The 16055-nt window shown below is 63.4% G+C and carries 16 protein-coding genes; 7 read left to right on the forward strand and 9 right to left on the reverse strand.

The window, feature by feature from the left end; all coding sequences use genetic code 11:
- Positions 1–5 precede the first annotated feature (5 nt).
- Both OHD62_RS19900 and OHD62_RS19905 read right to left on the reverse strand, forming a co-directional pair.
- A complete protein-coding gene (locus tag OHD62_RS19900; protein WP_263785167.1) occupies positions 6–860 on the reverse strand; it encodes a LysR substrate-binding domain-containing protein in 855 nt (284 codons plus the stop codon).
- Positions 861–939: 79 nt separating this feature from the next.
- Entirely contained in the window at positions 940–1368 is a 429-nt protein-coding gene (locus OHD62_RS19905; protein ID WP_263785170.1) for a MarR family winged helix-turn-helix transcriptional regulator, read from the reverse strand.
- A gap of 110 nt (positions 1369–1478) precedes the next feature.
- Here OHD62_RS19905 and OHD62_RS19910 point away from each other — a divergent pair, with 110 nt between their 5' ends.
- Entirely contained in the window at positions 1479–1886 is a 408-nt protein-coding gene (locus OHD62_RS19910) for a hypothetical protein (RefSeq protein ID WP_263785172.1), read from the forward strand.
- A gap of 132 nt (positions 1887–2018) precedes the next feature.
- Here OHD62_RS19910 and OHD62_RS19915 read toward each other — a convergent pair whose 3' ends face one another.
- Complete coding sequence (locus OHD62_RS19915) at positions 2019–4064, reverse strand: NADH:flavin oxidoreductase (RefSeq protein ID WP_263785176.1); 2046 nt, start codon at positions 4062–4064, stop codon at positions 2019–2021.
- A gap of 56 nt (positions 4065–4120) precedes the next feature.
- On the opposite strand from OHD62_RS19915, the gene queF reads away from it, so the two are divergent.
- On the forward strand, positions 4121–4582 hold the full coding sequence (gene queF, locus OHD62_RS19920) for a preQ(1) synthase (RefSeq protein ID WP_263785178.1): 462 nt from the start codon (positions 4121–4123) through the stop codon (positions 4580–4582).
- 28 nt (positions 4583–4610) lie between these two features.
- Here queF and OHD62_RS19925 read toward each other — a convergent pair whose 3' ends face one another.
- From OHD62_RS19925 to OHD62_RS19945, 5 genes are all read right to left on the reverse strand, one after another.
- Entirely contained in the window at positions 4611–5795 is a 1185-nt protein-coding gene (locus OHD62_RS19925; RefSeq protein WP_263785181.1) for a mandelate racemase/muconate lactonizing enzyme family protein, read from the reverse strand.
- Positions 5796–5802: 7 nt separating this feature from the next.
- Positions 5803–6390, reverse strand: coding sequence for a hypothetical protein (locus OHD62_RS19930; RefSeq protein ID WP_263785183.1), 588 nt, complete (start codon positions 6388–6390; stop codon positions 5803–5805).
- Between the two features lie 4 nt (positions 6391–6394).
- Positions 6395–6874, reverse strand: a complete 480-nt coding sequence (locus OHD62_RS19935) for a YbjP/YqhG family protein (RefSeq protein ID WP_263785185.1) — start codon at positions 6872–6874, stop codon at positions 6395–6397.
- Positions 6875–6971: 97 nt separating this feature from the next.
- The gene (locus OHD62_RS19940; protein WP_263785188.1) at positions 6972–8621 is read right to left on the reverse strand and encodes an ABC transporter substrate-binding protein; all 1650 of its coding nucleotides are present in this window, start codon (positions 8619–8621) and stop codon (positions 6972–6974) included.
- Positions 8622–8663: 42 nt separating this feature from the next.
- Positions 8664–10214: a trimethylamine methyltransferase family protein gene (locus tag OHD62_RS19945; protein ID WP_263785191.1), complete on the reverse strand. Its 1551-nt coding sequence runs from the start codon at positions 10212–10214 to the stop codon at positions 8664–8666.
- Positions 10215–10306: 92 nt separating this feature from the next.
- On the opposite strand from OHD62_RS19945, the gene OHD62_RS19950 reads away from it, so the two are divergent.
- From OHD62_RS19950 to OHD62_RS19960, 3 genes are all read left to right on the forward strand, one after another.
- Positions 10307–11215, forward strand: coding sequence for a LysR substrate-binding domain-containing protein (locus tag OHD62_RS19950; RefSeq protein WP_263785194.1), 909 nt, complete (start codon positions 10307–10309; stop codon positions 11213–11215).
- Between the two features lie 59 nt (positions 11216–11274).
- Entirely contained in the window at positions 11275–13137 is a 1863-nt protein-coding gene (mutL, locus tag OHD62_RS19955) for a DNA mismatch repair endonuclease MutL (RefSeq protein ID WP_263785196.1), read from the forward strand.
- A gap of 101 nt (positions 13138–13238) precedes the next feature.
- The gene (locus OHD62_RS19960; protein WP_263785198.1) at positions 13239–13706 is read left to right on the forward strand and encodes an AAA family ATPase; all 468 of its coding nucleotides are present in this window, start codon (positions 13239–13241) and stop codon (positions 13704–13706) included.
- Positions 13707–13751: 45 nt separating this feature from the next.
- Here OHD62_RS19960 and OHD62_RS19965 read toward each other — a convergent pair whose 3' ends face one another.
- Entirely contained in the window at positions 13752–14645 is an 894-nt protein-coding gene (locus OHD62_RS19965) for a DMT family transporter (protein ID WP_263785200.1), read from the reverse strand.
- A gap of 90 nt (positions 14646–14735) precedes the next feature.
- On the opposite strand from OHD62_RS19965, the gene OHD62_RS19970 reads away from it, so the two are divergent.
- Together OHD62_RS19970 and OHD62_RS19975 are read left to right on the forward strand one after the other, a co-directional pair.
- Positions 14736–15662, forward strand: coding sequence for a LysR substrate-binding domain-containing protein (locus tag OHD62_RS19970; protein ID WP_263785203.1), 927 nt, complete (start codon positions 14736–14738; stop codon positions 15660–15662).
- 135 nt (positions 15663–15797) lie between these two features.
- Positions 15798–16031, forward strand: a complete 234-nt coding sequence (locus OHD62_RS19975; RefSeq protein WP_107647239.1) for a DUF2093 domain-containing protein — start codon at positions 15798–15800, stop codon at positions 16029–16031.
- Positions 16032–16055: the final 24 nt, after the last annotated feature.

Consider the following 16055-nt stretch of genomic DNA (forward strand, 5'->3'; position numbering starts at 1 on the left):
GCGCGTCAGGGCGCCCGAAACTCCGTTCGGATGAAGGTTGCCATGCGCCGCACCGCGGCGCGGGCGCCATTCGGCAAGAGCAGCGCCAGTTCCACCGGCTTCAGCTCCGGCAAGCCGTCTTCTGGCCCGAGCCGCCTGTGCATTGGCGAAATCACCGATGCGGGCAGCGCCGTCACCGCCTTGCCCAGGCTGATCGCCGTCTGGATGGACGGAAGATGAGACGAGGTCCAGGCGACGCGCCACGAACGCCCTGCCCGGTCAAGCGCGTCAACGATGTGCGGGCGGGCACGGCAGAACTTTTCGGGGAAAAGCGCCAGGGGCAATGGATCCAGCAGTTCCGGCGTCTCGTCCGGCGAGGCGCACCAGACCAGCGGTTCATGGCGCAAGAATTCTCCGGCAAGGCTGTTCACGTCACGGGTGATGATCGCGATATCGATGTCGCCGCGGTCCACCGAGCCTTCCAATTCACTGGAAAAATTGCACTGGATTTCGACCTGGATGCGCGGGTTCTGAGCGGCGAAGCGCTCGATCAGCGGCGTGCCAAACACGCCGAGATAATCGTCGGGCATCCCGACGAGAACCCTCCCGGCCAGCGCCTCTGGCTGCAGCGCGGCCAGCGCTTCGTCCTGGATGGCCACGATCCGGCGCGCGTAGCCGATCAGCAGCTCACCATGGTCGGTGAGATGCGGTCCACGTCGCGACCGGTTGATGAGTTTCTTGCCGAGCTTGTTCTCGAGCCGCGCGATGGTGTTGCTGACGCCAGGCTGAGTTCGACCCAGCCTGTGCGCGGCAGCGCCGAAGCCGCCGGCGTCGATGATCGCTATCAATGTGGCGAGTGCGTCGGTGTCGATATTGTTCATGGACATGTCAAACGCGTATCGGCAACGCGGGAGAGTTGAGATTGCACGGGCGCGGCCTTTTGACGAAACCTGATCTCTTCTAGACTTCCACATTGGCGCGCAGCGCCGCAAGCACTTCCGCGAAGTCGGCCAGCCGCTCGTCCGACAGCCCGGCCCGCAGCCGTTTGTCGAAGGCAAGGGCCGCGGTGCGCAATTTGAGGAACATCACTTCTCCCGCTTCGGTCAGCGCGACCTGATGCACCCGACGGTTGTCCGGATCGCGGCGCCGTGTCAGCAACCCTTGCGCCTCCATCGCGTTGAGATGATGCGTCAGCGTCGCGCCCTGGATGCCGATCATGCCGGCAAGTTCACGCTGGTTGGCAAGTTCGCGTGACTTGATCGACAGCAGGGTAAGCCAGACCGGGAGCGTGCCGCCGGCCTCGACCAAAGCAGCGTCGAAGGCCTGCGCGATCACCTTGGCGGTGCGGGCGAGATTCATGCCGACTGGCGGGTGGTCAAAGGGTGTCATGATTCGACACTAGAGCAACAATCGGATTGGCGGAACTTGACTGAATACATTGACATCGAATCATTCGATATCTAACTGTATGGGCGGCGGGCACAGGAGGGAAAGCGATCATGCAATATGTCTACATCGTCGTCCTCGGCCTTCACGTCATGGCGGGCGTGTTCTGGGCCGGCACCACCATGGCGGTTGGCCGCGACCCAGAGATACGGGCGGAACGGTTCTTCCGGCCGCAAATGGGGGCGGCCGGCCTGGTTTTCCTCACCGGCATACTGCTGTGGTATTTCTTCCATGAGGGCGTTTTCGGCTCGATGGAGAAGGTGCTGGCGCTGGGCATCGTGACGGCCCTGATTGCCGCCGGTGTCCAGGGAGCGTTGGTCGGTTCCGCCAGCAGACAATTGGCCGGCGCCGACGCCACGACGCAAACCCAGCTGCGCGCCAAGATGACCAGGGGCGAACGCATCGCCGGCGGGCTGCTGGTCATTACCGTGCTCTGCATGGCCACCGCCAGGATGTTCTGAGCGGCGCCGCCGCAATTCACGAGATCGTACGGTGTCCGGCCGCAGGTCGGCGGCGTGCGCGGCGCGCACCGAACCCAAGCGGAAGGTGGCTCTCCCTGCGAAGGTTCGGCTGCGCGCCACCAGTCGGTCAATTCAGATCCGCAAGCCGAACCTGATGCCGTCATAGATGGCGGCGTGGATGTTGCGCGAGGCGACCGCGTCGCCGATGCGGAACAGCATGAAGCCGCCTTGCGCATTACGCTGCGGAAAGATGTCGCCGCCGCTAACCAGGTGCTCATAATCGACCGCGCCGCCATTCTTCGACAGCGGCTTCAGCGCCAGGTACAGATCATCAAGCGGCGCGGTGCCGTGCTCGACCACCACCTGATCGACCCGCCGCTCGCCACGCCAGCCATCGGCAAAGTCGGAAGCCAGTTCGGCGATCAGCTGGTTGCCTTCGCGCCGCACCGAACGCAGCCGCGTGTTGATGGTGATGGTGACGCCCTTTTCCTGGAAAGCGCGCATATAGGGGACGTGGTTCATGCCGCCCATTTCAGGCGCAAAAAAGCGCTCGGGTGAAATCAGCTCCAACCTCGAGCCGCTGTTGGCAATGATCTCGGCCGCGCCCATGCCCTGATGGCCGCCATTGTCGTCGTAAAGCAGCACGCTCTCGGCCGGCTTGACGCTGCCCGCCATAATATCCCAGCTCGAAGTGACGAGATTGTCGCCGGCCGTCAGCGGCGGGTTCTGTGGCAGGCCGCCAGTAGCGATGACCACCACATCGGGCGACAGGGCCAGCACGTCGTCCTTCTCGGCCCAGGTGTCGTAGCGGATCTCGACACCGAGCCGGTCGAGTTCGGCCAGCCGCCAGTCGATGATGCCGATCAATTCCTTGCGGCGCGGATTCTGCGTTGCCAGCCGCACCTGGCCGCCGGCCTGGCTCGACGCCTCCAGCACCGTCACCTGGTGCCCACGCTCGGCCGCGACGCGCGCTGCCTCCAGCCCACCGGCGCCGGCGCCGACGATCACCACCTTGCGCTTCGGGCCAGCGGTTTTAACGATGATGTGCGGGATCTCGGCCTCGCGGCCGGTCGCCGCATTGTGGATGCACAGCGCCTCGCCTCCCTCATAGATGCGGTCGAGGCAATAGGTGGCGCCGACGCAAGGGCGGATCTCGTGCTCGCGGCCCTCCATCACTTTTCTCACGATATGCGGGTCGGCGATGTGGGCGCGGGTCATGCCGACCATGTCGAGCTTGCCGGTGGCGATGGCGTGGCGTGCCGTGGCGACGTCGGAAATCCGCGCCGCATGGAAGGTCGGGAACTTGGTCGCCGCCCTCACCTCGCCGGCAAAGTCGAGGTGCGGCGAAGACCGCATGCCGGTCACCGGGATGACCTTGGTCAACGCCGCATCGGTCTCGATCGAGCCACGGATGATGTTGAGGAAATCGACCTTGCCCGAGCCGGCGAGCCGCTTGGCGATCTCGACGCCCTCCTCCTTCGACAGGCCCTTTTCGAAATCCTCGTCTGCGACCATGCGGATGCCGACGACGAACTTCTCGCCGACCGCCGCGCGCACGGCGTCCAGCACCATGTTGGTGAAACGCAGGCGGTTGTCGAGCGAGCCGCCGAACTGATCGTCGCGCTGGTTGGTGGCCGGCGACCAGAAACCGTCCATCAGATGGCCGTAGGACTCGAACTCGATGCCGTCGAGTCCGGCGGCCTGGCAGCGTTGGGCAGCAGCGGCATAGTCGGCGACGATGCGCTCGATGTCCCAGTCCTCGATCGTCTTGGGAAAAGCGCGGTGCGCCGGCTCGCGCACCGGCGAGGCCGACAGCACCGGCAGCCAGTCTGCCTTGTTCCAGCCGGTGCGGCGGCCAAGATGGGTGATCTGGATCATGACCTTGCAGTCATGCTCGTGGCAGGCGTCAGCCAGCTCGCCAAGCCATGGCACGATCCTGTCATCATAGACATGCAGATTGCCGAAGGCGGCCGGGCTATCGCGCGAGACGATCGCCGAACCTGCGGTCATGGTCAGCGCCATGCCACCTTTGGCCTTCTCGGCATGGTAGAGCCGGTAGCGTTCCTTTGGCATGCCGTCTTCGGAATAGGCCGGCTCGTGGCTGGTCGACATGACGCGGTTCTTCAGCGTCAGGTGCTTGAGCTGGTAGGGCTGGAGAAGCGGATCGTTGCTGGTCATCGTCTTCCTGCTGTATCAACTGTGTTAATGAGCGCGGCAAATCCAAGGAAACCGCGATGATCGACACCAAAACCCTCACCCAGCTCGGCGCGCACGTCGAGACGCCACAGAGCCCGGAAGCAGCGGTGCTGGAAACCGTGCCGTTTACGCGCGGCGACGGCCCGCCGGCCATCGTGCGCTTCACCTGCCCGGAATTCACCTCGCTCTGTCCGGTCACCGGCCAGCCGGATTTCGCCCATATCGTCATCGACTACGCACCTGACGCGCTGCTGGTGGAATCGAAGTCGCTGAAACTGTTCATGACCTCGTTCCGCAACCATGGCGCCTTTCATGAAGACTGCACCGTCATGATCGGCCGCCGTATTGTGACGGCAACGAAACCGTTGTGGCTGCGCATTGCCGGATACTGGTATCCACGCGGCGGCATCCCGATCGACGTGTTCTGGCAAACCGGAGCGCCGCCGGAAGACGCCTGGCTGCCCGACACCGGCGTGGCGCCCTATCGCGGCCGGGGTTGAGCCGGATCCGTCGCGCAAGCCCATGGCGTCAGTTCAGCGGCAGCCGCCGGTAGCGGCCGGGATTGTTCGGATCGCTGAAATGGTGCATCGGCCCGTGCTCGGAAAAATGCCCAGCCCAGCGTTTCATCGCCGCCGGGTCGAGTTCGACGCCGAGCCCATTGCCTTCCGGCACGCGCACCGTGTTGTCTTTCTGCCGGAACGGACCGTCCTTGACGACATCGCCGATCTGCCAGGCAAACAGCGATTGCGACGCCTCGGTGATCCACGGCGTTGCCGCAACGACGTGCAGGTAGGCTGACGTCATGACACCGAGATCGTTCGAGTAGCACCAGAAGCCCTTGCCCATCGCCTCGCAGGCGGCAATGAACTTCAGGGTTTTCGACAGGCCGCCAAGGGCAGCGAAATTGCAGACGAAATAGTCCGGCGCGCCAAGCGCGACCGCGCGCCTGAGATCGGGCACATGGGTTGAAAACGGAATGCGCGAGTGCTGGCGAAGTGCGGCCATCTCCTCGAAGGTGGCGACCGGATCCTCGTAGTTGCGGATGTTGAACGGCTCGATCTCGCGCAGCACCCAGCGCGCTGATGTCAGCGACCACTGCATGTTGGAATCGAGCTTGATCTGCGCCTTTTCGCCGAGAGCCTCGCGCAGCATGCGCACGGTCCTGATCTCGAGCTCAGGGTCGCCCATGATCAGTTTGCCCTCGAAGATCGTCGAGCCATGCTCCTCGCGCATCTTCAGGCAGTAGTCGACGATCGCTTCGGAGGTCATCTCGCCACCCGCCCCGCCCTGCGCGGCGCGAAAGGAGAAATATTCCGAAAACGGAATGTCCTTGCGCACCGCGCCGCCAAGGACCTTGTAGAGCGGCATGCCGAAGACCTTGCCTCTGATGTCCCACAGCGCCAGCTCGACGGCGCCGAAGGCGACGGAAGCGGCGTTCTCGCCGGTGTTGGCGGTGATCTGCCAGGGCGGCACGCAGCGCGCCTCGCAATCTGCGATGTCAAGCGGATCGGCGCCGATGAGCGCCGGCGCTATCTCGGCCTTGATCACCTCGCCGAAATGCCACCACGGGGCTTCGCCCAAGCCGACCACGCCTTCGTCGGTCTCGACCTCGATGATCGACTTCGAGGCGCCGCCATAGAGACCGGCCGTCCACCAGAACGGCGCGTCGAGCGGGACATTGACATGCGTGACGCGGATATTGGTGATCTTCATCGTTTCCCTATTCGCACTGGTATTGGCTGAGCGCCCATTCGCCGGTCACCGACAGAAGGTCCGTTATCTTCCAGCCGCCGCCTACTTTCCTGAGTTTCCATTCCAACCGGTGCGGGTTGCCGGCGACGACGAAGGCGACGACGACCTTGGCCTCGTTGCCATTGACCGCTTCGATGGTCTTCAGGCTCTTGTCGATCTCGGCCTTGTCGTAGTCGGCATTGTCGAGCGCCATGTTGGGATCGAGGCATTCGCCCTGCCCGGATTTTCGCAGCGTATCGCTCTTGTCGAGCACGGTCTTGGCCGGATCGACGAAATTCTTGCGCTCGGCCGGGTCGAGTTCCAGCCCTAGATGCTCGTAGAACGGTTTTACCACGGCCGTCGGCGATCCCGGCAGAACGGGCGCCGCAGGCTCGGGTTCTGGCGCCGATGTTGCTGGTGGACTCGCGGGCGATGTGTCGGCCGGCGGGTTGCCGGCGTCGCCGGAGGGCGCTTTCGGCGGCGGCGCGCCGAATAGACCTTGCGCCAAGGCGCCGCCGCTCAGCCCGGCAGCCAGCATCGAGACCAACGAGAATGCCAGGACAAGGCGACGAAGCACTGCATCACTCCGCCGTCGGACCGGGCATGCATTCCAGCGCGCTGAGCGTCCAACCGCTGGATTTGGAGGCGATGTCGGCGACCTTCCATCTGCCATCAATCTTCTTCAGAGACCACACCATTTCGCGTTTGGAATCATCGCCTTCCGGGAAAAGGTTGAAGGTCACCGTCACGTTGGCGCTGTCGCCATCCACCGCTTCCGACAGCTTGAGCGTCTTGGCGACGGTCTTCTCGTCATAGTCCTGCGCATCGAGACCGGGGGCGAAATCGATGCAAGGCACCTCATCCGGCTTGTTCTTCCGCGCCTGGTCGTTGAGGTCGAACAGCTTGGTCACCGGCTCGGTGAAGCGGTCGCGGTATTTGGCGTCGGCCTCGAATTTGACCTCGGGCATGTAGAAGAACTTCACCGCATTGGATGCCGGCCCTGCCAGGGCGGCCGCGGGTGCTGCGATCGATAGGGCGGCGGCAAGCACAGTCAGTCTCATGCGACAATCTCCAGGCTTTCGTGGTGGAAACCGTTCCATACCACGAATCCTGTATCCCGGCTTTTTTGCGGCCCATGAAATCCCCTCGGGCGTTAACTCAGGCGTCCAGCCAGACATTCTGGAGATCCATCTCGAAGGTCTGGTGGACGGCGTAGTTTTTCACCTTCTTGTTCATGTGGCTGAACAGCTTCTGCCAGAACGGCTGAATGATGACGCCCGAATCCTGCAGGATCTGTTCGACGTCCTTCATGACCTCGCGCCGCTTCTCCACGTCGATCAGCGAGAGCGCCTGCTTGAGCTTGGCGTCGAAATCGGGATTCGAATACGCCGTTTCATTCCAGGCTTCGCCCGTGCGATAACCGAGCGCCAGCACCTGAACGCCAAGCGGGCGCATGTACCAGATCGTCATGGAATAGGGATATTTCGTCCAGTCGTTCCAGAAGGTCGAGCCCGGCAACACAGTGCGCTTCACCTTGATGCCGGCATCGCGCAACTGGCCGGCAATGGCGTCGCCGGTGTTCTTTTGCCAATCGTCCTCGACAGTGATCAGTTCATGCTCGAAGTCGGCCTGTCCGGCCTCGGCCATCAGCTTCTTGGCGCCCGCCGCGTCGCGTGTCTTCTTGGGCAGCGCGTAGTATTCCGGATGGATAGGGCTGACATGGTGATTTTCACCAGGGGTGCCTCGCCCGGCATAGCCAAGTTCGAGCACAGCGTTGTTGTCGACCGCCATCTGCAACGCGTTGCGGACCTTTTGGTCATCATAAGGCTTGTGCGTGATGTTGGTGCGGGCAACCAGCGTGGTTGCAGTCGCCACCTCCGATTTCTCCAGCTCCATCTTGTCTAATATGTCGATGAAGTCGGCGGGAGTCTCGAAATTGAGGTCGATCTCGCCGGAATCGAAGGCATTCACCGTGGCGTTGAAGTCGGTGCCGTAGTCGATGAATTCGACGCTGTCGAGCGGCGCTTCGCCGCCCCACCATTTGCCGTTCTCGCGACGCTTGACGACCGCTTTCTGGCCGACGTCGTAAGAGACCAGTTCGAAGGGTCCGGTGCCGACCGGCTTTTTGATCGGATCCGCGCCGTCGGCATCGAAATTGCGGTGGACGACCAACGCCGGATAGTCGGTGAAGTTCGGGATCAGCGAGATGTCGGGTTCGTTGAGCTTCAGCTTGACCGTGTTGTCGTCGACCTTGGTGATCGCGCCGTCCCTGGCCTTGCCGGATTTTGCGTCGATCAGCGCACCGACGCGTGCAGCCATGGAATTGCCGGCTGCAGCCTTCTCGCACCAACGCGTCAGATTGTAGACCACATCATCGGCGTTGAAGGTATCGCCATTGTTCCAGGCGATGCCCTTGCGCACATGCAAGACGTATTCGGTGGCGTCGTCATTGACATCCCAGCTTTCAAGCAGAACCGGCTCGAAGGTAAATTGGCGCGTGTATCGGACAAGCGGTTCGAGCCAAGTGCGGGTGATGTTTGCCATCTCCACCCAGTCGTAAGTGCGCGGGTCCTTCTGCGCCTTCACCGACATCGATATGTGCAGCGTCCCGCCCTTCTTCGGCTCCTCGGCCAAAGCCCGCCCGGGCGCGGCAAGGCCGATCATGCCGTAGGCCAGGGCCGTCGAGGCGCCGAAGGCGCTTGCCAGCGCCAGGAATTCGCGCCGGTCCATCCGTCCCGCACGCGTCTCTTTAGCCATTGTCTCGATGGCACTTGGAACGCGGTCGCCGTTGCTTCTGAAGAGTGCCATATTTTCCTCCCTTGCGGCTCCGTCAGGTCTTCGCCTGTCTTATCAACTAACGCTGTCCGGCAGTTTTTCCTCACGCCGCGCGATCAAATCCTTGAGACCCTCGGCGATGCCCTCGTCGAGCTTGGGCTCCTCATAATCGGCCAGCATGTTGCGCGCTTTCTCGCGGCCGCGCGTGTCATGGTCCTTCGCCCCCTCAGCCTTCCACTGCTCGAACGAATTGAAGTCCATGATGCTTGGTATGAAGAAGGCGGACTCGAAATGGTCGAGCGTATGCTGGGTGCCGAGGAAATGGCCCTGCGGCCCCACCTCACGGATCGCGGCCATCGCCTCCTTGAAATCGTCGAACGGCAGCCCGCCTGCGTATTTGTACCAGCCAACGAGTTGCTCGCAGTCGGTCGCGAACTTTGAATAGCCGCAGGTGAGGCCGGCCTCGAGCCAGCCGGCGGAGTGCCAGATGTAGTTGGCGCCGGCAAGGATGGCGGCATGCATCAGCATGTTCGCCTCGTAGCCGGCCTGGGCGTCGTTCAACTTGGAGCCGACATGGAAGCCCGACGTGCGCCATGGCAGCCGGTATTTCCTGGCCAGCGCGCCCATCAGATACATCATCTGGGCCGCCTCCGGCGTGCCGCCCATCGGAGCGCCAGTCTTCATGTCCACGGTAACCATGAACTGGCCGTAGATCTGCGGCGACCCGGGACGCAGCAGCTGCGTGAAGGCGACGCCTGCCAGCGCTTCCGCATTGACCTGCGCGACCGCGCCGACGGCGGAGGCCGAGGTCGAGGCGCCGCACAGCGCGAAGGGTGCCAGTATCAGCGGCTGGTTGTGGCGCGCATAGACCTTCATCGCATCCAGCATGGTGGCATCCCACACCAGTGGCGAATTGCAGTTGGTGATCGCCACCAGGACCGAATTGTCCCGGACATAGTCCTCACCGAAGACGATGCCTGCCATCGCCATCGTGTCTTCGGCCCGATCCTTCGACGTCACGATGCCCATGAACGGCTTGTCGGAATGCTTCAGCGCCGAATGGATGATGTGGAGATGACGCTTCGGCACCGGAATCTCCATCGGCTCGCAGATGATCGAGCTCGAGGAGTGCAGAGCCGGCGCCATGTAGGCGAGCTTGTGGAAATTGTTGAGGTCGGCGAGCGTGCCGTAGCGCCTGTTGTTGTCGAGGTCGCGCACGTAAGGCGCGCCATACATCGGCACGAAGATGGAGTTGTTGCCGCCGACGCGCACCGAACGCTGCGGATTCCTCGCATTGAGAGTGAACTCCGACGGGACCTTCGAGACAAGCTCCATCAGCAGGGCGCGGTCTATCCGGACGCGTGTCTCGGAGACATCGGCTCCCGCTGCTTTCCACATGGCGATGGCCTCGTCGTCGCGGAACTCGCATCCCACTTCTTCTAGGATGGCGAGCGACTCCTGGTGGATCAACTCCACCGCCTCGTCCGGAACCATCTGATAGACGGGGATCTGGCGGACCAGGGTCGGAAACGACGCTATGGGTGCGCCCCGCAGCGCCTTGCGCCCCAGGCGGCCGCCGCTGCGGCGATTGGTGTGTTCGGTCACTTCAACGGCCGGTGCGTTCATGGCAACTCCATCCTCCCAGAGCCCGTCAACTTAGCGAGACGAAATATGACTGTGACGCTGGAAAATCCTGATCTTTTGTATAAGCTCCACTTATGCGAAGCCTGCGCCACCTCTTACCCTCGGCTGGCAGTCTGATCGTCTTCGAGGCGGCCGGGCGGCTGTCGAGCTTTACCGCCGCCGGGCGCGAGCTCGGCATGACGCAGGCCGCCGTCTCCTATGCAGTGCGCGGGCTGGAGGAAAAGCTCGGCGCCAAGCTGTTCCAGCGGCGCCACCGGCAGGTCAGCCTGACCGAGGCCGGAGAGCGCTTCCATGCCGATGTCTCGCTCGGCCTCTCGCACATTCGCAAGTCGGCCGAAGACCTGCGCCAGCAGGCGAGCGGCGGCCATGTGACGCTTGCCGCGTCGACCGCTTTCGGCTCCTTCTGGATGATGCCGCGCCTGCAGCAGTTCCGTGACGAACTGCCGGGCATCGACCTGCGCATCCAGACCGCCGACCGCGATCTCGACATCATCGCCGAGGGCATCCCGCTCGCCGTGCGCGGTGGCGAGCCCCGGGAGTGGCCGGATTATCATTGCCTGCCGCTCGCCGACGAGGAGATCTTCCCGGTCGCCGGCGCCAGCTATGTGGCGAAGTTCGGCCTGCCGCAGACCGTCGAGGAATTGGCGTCACATCGCCTCATCCATCTTGAGGAGCCGTTTCGCGAGGCTGCGAGCTGGGAGGAGTGGTTCGCGTCAGCCGGGGCCAGCATGAAGCAGGCTGACGCCGGGCGCGGCTTGCGCATCAACGACTATGCGCTGGTGATCCAGGCCGTGATGGAGGGGCAAGGCATCGCGCTTGGCTGGCGGCATCTTGCCGAGCGGCTGCTGGCGTCGGGCCTGCTGGTGAGCGCCACCAGCCATGTGATGAGAACCGGCACGCGTTTCCATATCATCTGGCCAAAGAACCGCGAACTCAGCGACAATGCCCGCAAGGTAAGGGATTGGCTTGCCGCGCAGGCGTGAACCATTGCCTCAAATTCTACCCCTCCCGCATGAGCCACGAATCCGCGTATAGTGCCTTCATGCCCATCCGCCAGCTTTCCGAAACGATGATCAACCAGATCGCCGCCGGCGAAGTCATCGAGCGTCCGGCGAGTGTGGTCAAGGAACTGGTCGAGAACGCGCTCGATGCGGGAGCTGCCAGAGTCGAGATCGTCACCGCCGGCGGTGGGCTGAACCTGATCCGCGTCACCGACGACGGCTCCGGCATTCCGGAGAAAGAGCTGGCGCTGGCGATCGCGCGCCATTGCACTTCGAAGCTTGCCGACAACATTCACGACATCCGCTCGCTCGGCTTTCGCGGCGAGGCCTTGCCATCGATCGGTTCGGTGGCGCGGCTGTCGATCCGCTCGCGCACGGCTCTCGGCGACAATGCCGCCGAGATCAGCATCGAGGGCGGCCGCGTGTCCGCCGTCAAGCCAGCGGCCGCCAATCGTGGCACCACGGTCGAGGTGCGCGACCTGTTCTTCGCCACGCCGGCACGGCTCAAATTCATGAAGGGCGAGCGCGCCGAAAGCTCGGCGACCAGCGACGTCGTCAAGCGCATTGCGATTGCCTTTCCTGCTGTGCGCTTCACGCTGGCCGGTTCGGACCGCTCGACGCTCGAATTGGTGGCGACGGACAACAGCGCGGAAGGCCGCTTGCGCCGCGTCGCTCAAGTAATGGGCGCCGACTTTCCCGACAATGCGATCGCCATCGATGCGGTGCGTGATGGCGTGCATCTTGCCGGCCACGTCTCGATCCCGTCCTTCAGCCGCGCCAACGCGCTGCAGCAATATGCCTATGTCAATGGTAGGCCGGTGCGCGACAGGCTGATCGCCGGCGCCATCCGTGGCGCCTTCGCCGACGTGCTGCCGCGCGACCGCCATGCGGTGACCGTGCTGTTCCTGACGCTCGATCCGGCTATTGTCGACGTCAATGTCCATCCGGCCAAGGCCGATGTCCGCTTCCGTGACCCCGGACTGGTGCGCGGGCTGATCGTCGGCGCCATCCGCGAGGCGCTGGCCAATGCCGGCATTCGCGCTGCCACAACGGGGGCTGCCGGCATGATGGCGGCGTTCCGTCCGGGCGCTGGCAGCTACGCGCATCCCGGCCCGGCCAATGGCCATCGCAGCTACGAGGCGGCCTACCGTGCCTCCGGCTTCACCGGTTTCGATCGCTCGCCGCAGCGGCCGCTCGACATGGGGTTGGACAGCGCCGGAAGTGGCGGATTTCGCGAGAACGATCAGCCTGCCTTCGATGCCGGGCCGCTACACAGCGCCGATGTCCGCGCCGGCCAGGACGAAGCCACGCAGACGCTGCTTGGCACGGCGCTCGGTGCTGCCCGCGCGCAGGTGCACGAGAACTACATCGTCGCCCAGACCAGAGATTCGCTGGTTATCGTCGACCAGCACGCCGCGCATGAGCGGCTGGTCTACGAGGCGCTGAAGAACGCGCTGCATTCGCGCGCGGTGCCGTCACAGATGCTGCTTTTGCCTGAGATCGTCGACCTGCCGGAAGAGGATGCCGAGCGGCTTGCCATGCATTCCGAAACGCTCGCCCGCTTTGGCCTCGGCATCGAGCGCTTCGGCCCAGGTGCGGTGGCCGTGCGCGAGACGCCGTCAATGCTCGGCGAAACCAATGTCCAGCAATTGGTGCGCGACCTCGCCGACGAGATCGCCGACAACGACACGGTCGAGACGCTCAAAGGCCGGCTGGACAGGATCGCCGCGACCATGGCCTGCCACGGCTCGGTGCGTTCCGGCCGCCTGCTCAAGGCCGAGGAGATGAACGCCCTGCTCAGACAGATGGAGGCGACGCCGGGCTCCGGCACCTGCAACCATGGCCGCCCGACGTATATTGAACTCAAGCTTGCCGATATCGAGCGGCTGTTTGGGCGGCGGTAAGGCTGTCCCTGTACCCTCTTCGCCGCTTTCCGAGGTCGCTTGTGCAACGGATCGTAATTCTCGGAAATGCTGGAAGCGGCAAATCAACCCTAGCAAGAGAAGTGGGCGAACGGCTGAAATTGCCGGTCGTGCATTTGGACAAACTGTTCTGGGGGCCGGGCTGGAGCAAACCTCAAAATGAGGTCTTTCGTGCACGCGTCAGCGAGGCTATCTCCGGTGACGGCTGGGTGTGCGAGGGAAACTATTTTCGGCAGACTTTTGATCTGAGGCTGCCCCGAGCTGATCTCGTTGTTTGGCTCGATACCTCTCGCACAATCTGTTTGAGCCGGGTCATATTGCGCAGCGCAATGAACCGGCCTCGGCCTGATCTTGCGGCCGGATGCCGTGAGAGGTTGGACAAAGAGTTTTTGTCTTTTCTGCATTATATCTGGAATTTCGATCATGACAGTCGACCGCTCATCGAGCAGGAGCGTCTGGCGACAGGACCGCTGGTGCCGGTGATGAGATTGCGTGGCAGCCGTGAGATTTCAGACTTCGTAAGCTCGCTTGCCCGCCAACCAACATCCTGACCCGGGCAGCCGCTTTGATTCAAGAAAGCCTTCCAAGCCTCTGATTCACCTCTTCAAATTCACCACGATGACGCCGCCGAGCGCCAGCGCGCCGCCGATGATGCCGAGCAATGTCGGCACCTCGCCCAGCCAGAAGAAGCCAATCAGCGTGGCCACCGGCGAAACCAGATAGAGGAAGTTGGAGGCGCGGGCGGCAGGCAGGCGCGACAGGGCGGTTGCCCAGGCGGCGTAGGCGATCAGGCTCGGCACGATGCCGAGAAAGATGACAGCGCCGAGACCGGCGGTGTCGGCGACCGCTGCCTGAGACAGTGCGTTTGGCAGGAAGGGCGACAGGCAGAGCGCGCCGAGCACCATGTTGGAGGCGGCGATGGTCAGCGGGTGATGGCGGACAAACAGTGGCTTCTGGGCGATGGTATTGACAGCTGAGCAGAGCGCCGAGCCCAGCACCAGCAGCGCGCCAGTGTTGAAGTGCAGGCCCTGCCCCTCGCCCATGGCGATGATGCCGATGCCGGCGAAGGAGATGGCCGTGCCTGCCCAGGCCATCGTTGAGAAGCGCTCGCCAAGCAGTGCCATCGCCATGATGGCGGTGAAGATCGGGCTGACATTGATGATGAAGCCGGCCGCACCCGCCGATACGGTCAACTCGCCGAAATTGAGCATTGCCGTATAGAGCGCGACGAAGATGGCGCCACCGAAGGCAAAGCGCCACAATTCGTCGACCCTTGGCAAAGCCGGGCGCTTGACGGCAAGGAAGATCGCGGCTGGCACGGCGGCGATGGCAAAGCGCAGCGCGCCGAGTTCCAGCGGATCGAAGGCGGCGAGACCGGCGCGGATGGCCGGGAAAGCGGAGGCCCAGCCGACCACCGTGAGCGCCACCGCGATGGCCGCTGTGGTATCCATGCGCTGTGTCGGATTCAACGTGCCGGTGTAGACGCTCATCTCGCTGTCCTCGCTCTTCGATGCCATGAAGAGAGAAAACGCCATTCAGAGGCGGTTGACAAACGACCAAATCGAGAGCCACCTGTGAGTATGGATCACAGCTCAGAACCGATGCTGCCGCTCGAGACCTTGCGCGCATTCGACGCCGCGGCGCGAACTGGGAGTTTTTCCGCCGCCGCTGAAAAGCTCAACCTCACCCATGGCGCCGTCAGCCGGCAGATCGCCAAGCTTGAGGACTGGCTCGGGCTGAAAGTGTTCGACCGTGGCGCGCGCGGGGTTTCACTCACCATCGAGGGAACGCGCTTGCATCTGCGCACCACCGAAGCCTTTGCGCTGATCGCAAGCAATTCGGACCGCTGGATCGAGCCGCGCGGCACCGCAGTGGTGCGGCTGGCCTCGATACCCTCCGTCAGTGGCCTGTGGCTGATGCCGCGCATGGCCGCGCTTGAGAACAATCCCGGCAAGCTGCGCATCGTGCTCGATGTCGACAACCGCCAGGCCGATCTCGCCGACGAAGGCATCGATCTTTCGGTCCGCTGCGGGCGCGGCCGCATTCCGGGCCGCGTCTCGGTGCAGCTCTTCGAGGAACATGTTTTCCCCGTCGCCTCTCCGGAGCTCGCCAAGGAGATCGGCCGCGGCGACCCTGCCCGTCTGCTCAAATTTCCGCTGATCAATGATTCCGACGCTTCGGCCTGGCGTGCCTGGTTTGCAGCGCAGGACATGGACTACCGTCCGCGCCCACAGGACCGCCGCTTCGAGGATTATAATCTGGTGCTCGATGCGGCAGCCCACGGGCTCGGCATCGCGCTGGCAAGGCCACCGATGACAGTGGATCAATTGAAGTCGGGCCGCATTGTCACAGCCGACGAACGCAGCGTGCTGAGCCCGATATCCTACTGGCTCGATCGGCCGCTGGGACGACCGCGCGCCGCGGCGGCAGACCTCGCCCGCCGCATTGCAACCCAGGCAGGGGTTTCTGCCGAAAAGATTGAGGATTTTATCGTAGCCGAAGGATAACACATCCATTTGCCGGCTTGCCCGACCTGGCGCGCCCGCGAAGCAGACGTGACCAAGCCTGGTTTCAATTCGCTCCAAGCTTGACCTCGCCGGGATTTATGGCGATGACATCGTCATGAATTTCGGCACCACCCCATGATGAACCGTTTCGAAGGCCCCGGCGGCAAGGAAGCGCGTATCCGCTATCTCGACGGCGACTTCCAGGTGACCAGTCCTGGCGCCTTCGTGCGCTGCGCGGTGACCGGTGAGAGCATTCCGCTGGATGAGCTCAAATATTGGAGCGTCGCCAGGCAGGAACCTTATGTGAGCGCGATCGCTTCGCTGCGCCGCGAAATCGAGGCGCATCCGGAACTGCGCAGCCGGCGCTAGTCGCGGATCGAGCCTTTCCGGCCG

It is taken from the genome of Mesorhizobium sp. YC-39 (assembly GCF_025753795.1).
In the GTDB taxonomy this organism is placed as follows: Bacteria; Pseudomonadota; Alphaproteobacteria; order Rhizobiales; family Rhizobiaceae; genus Mesorhizobium.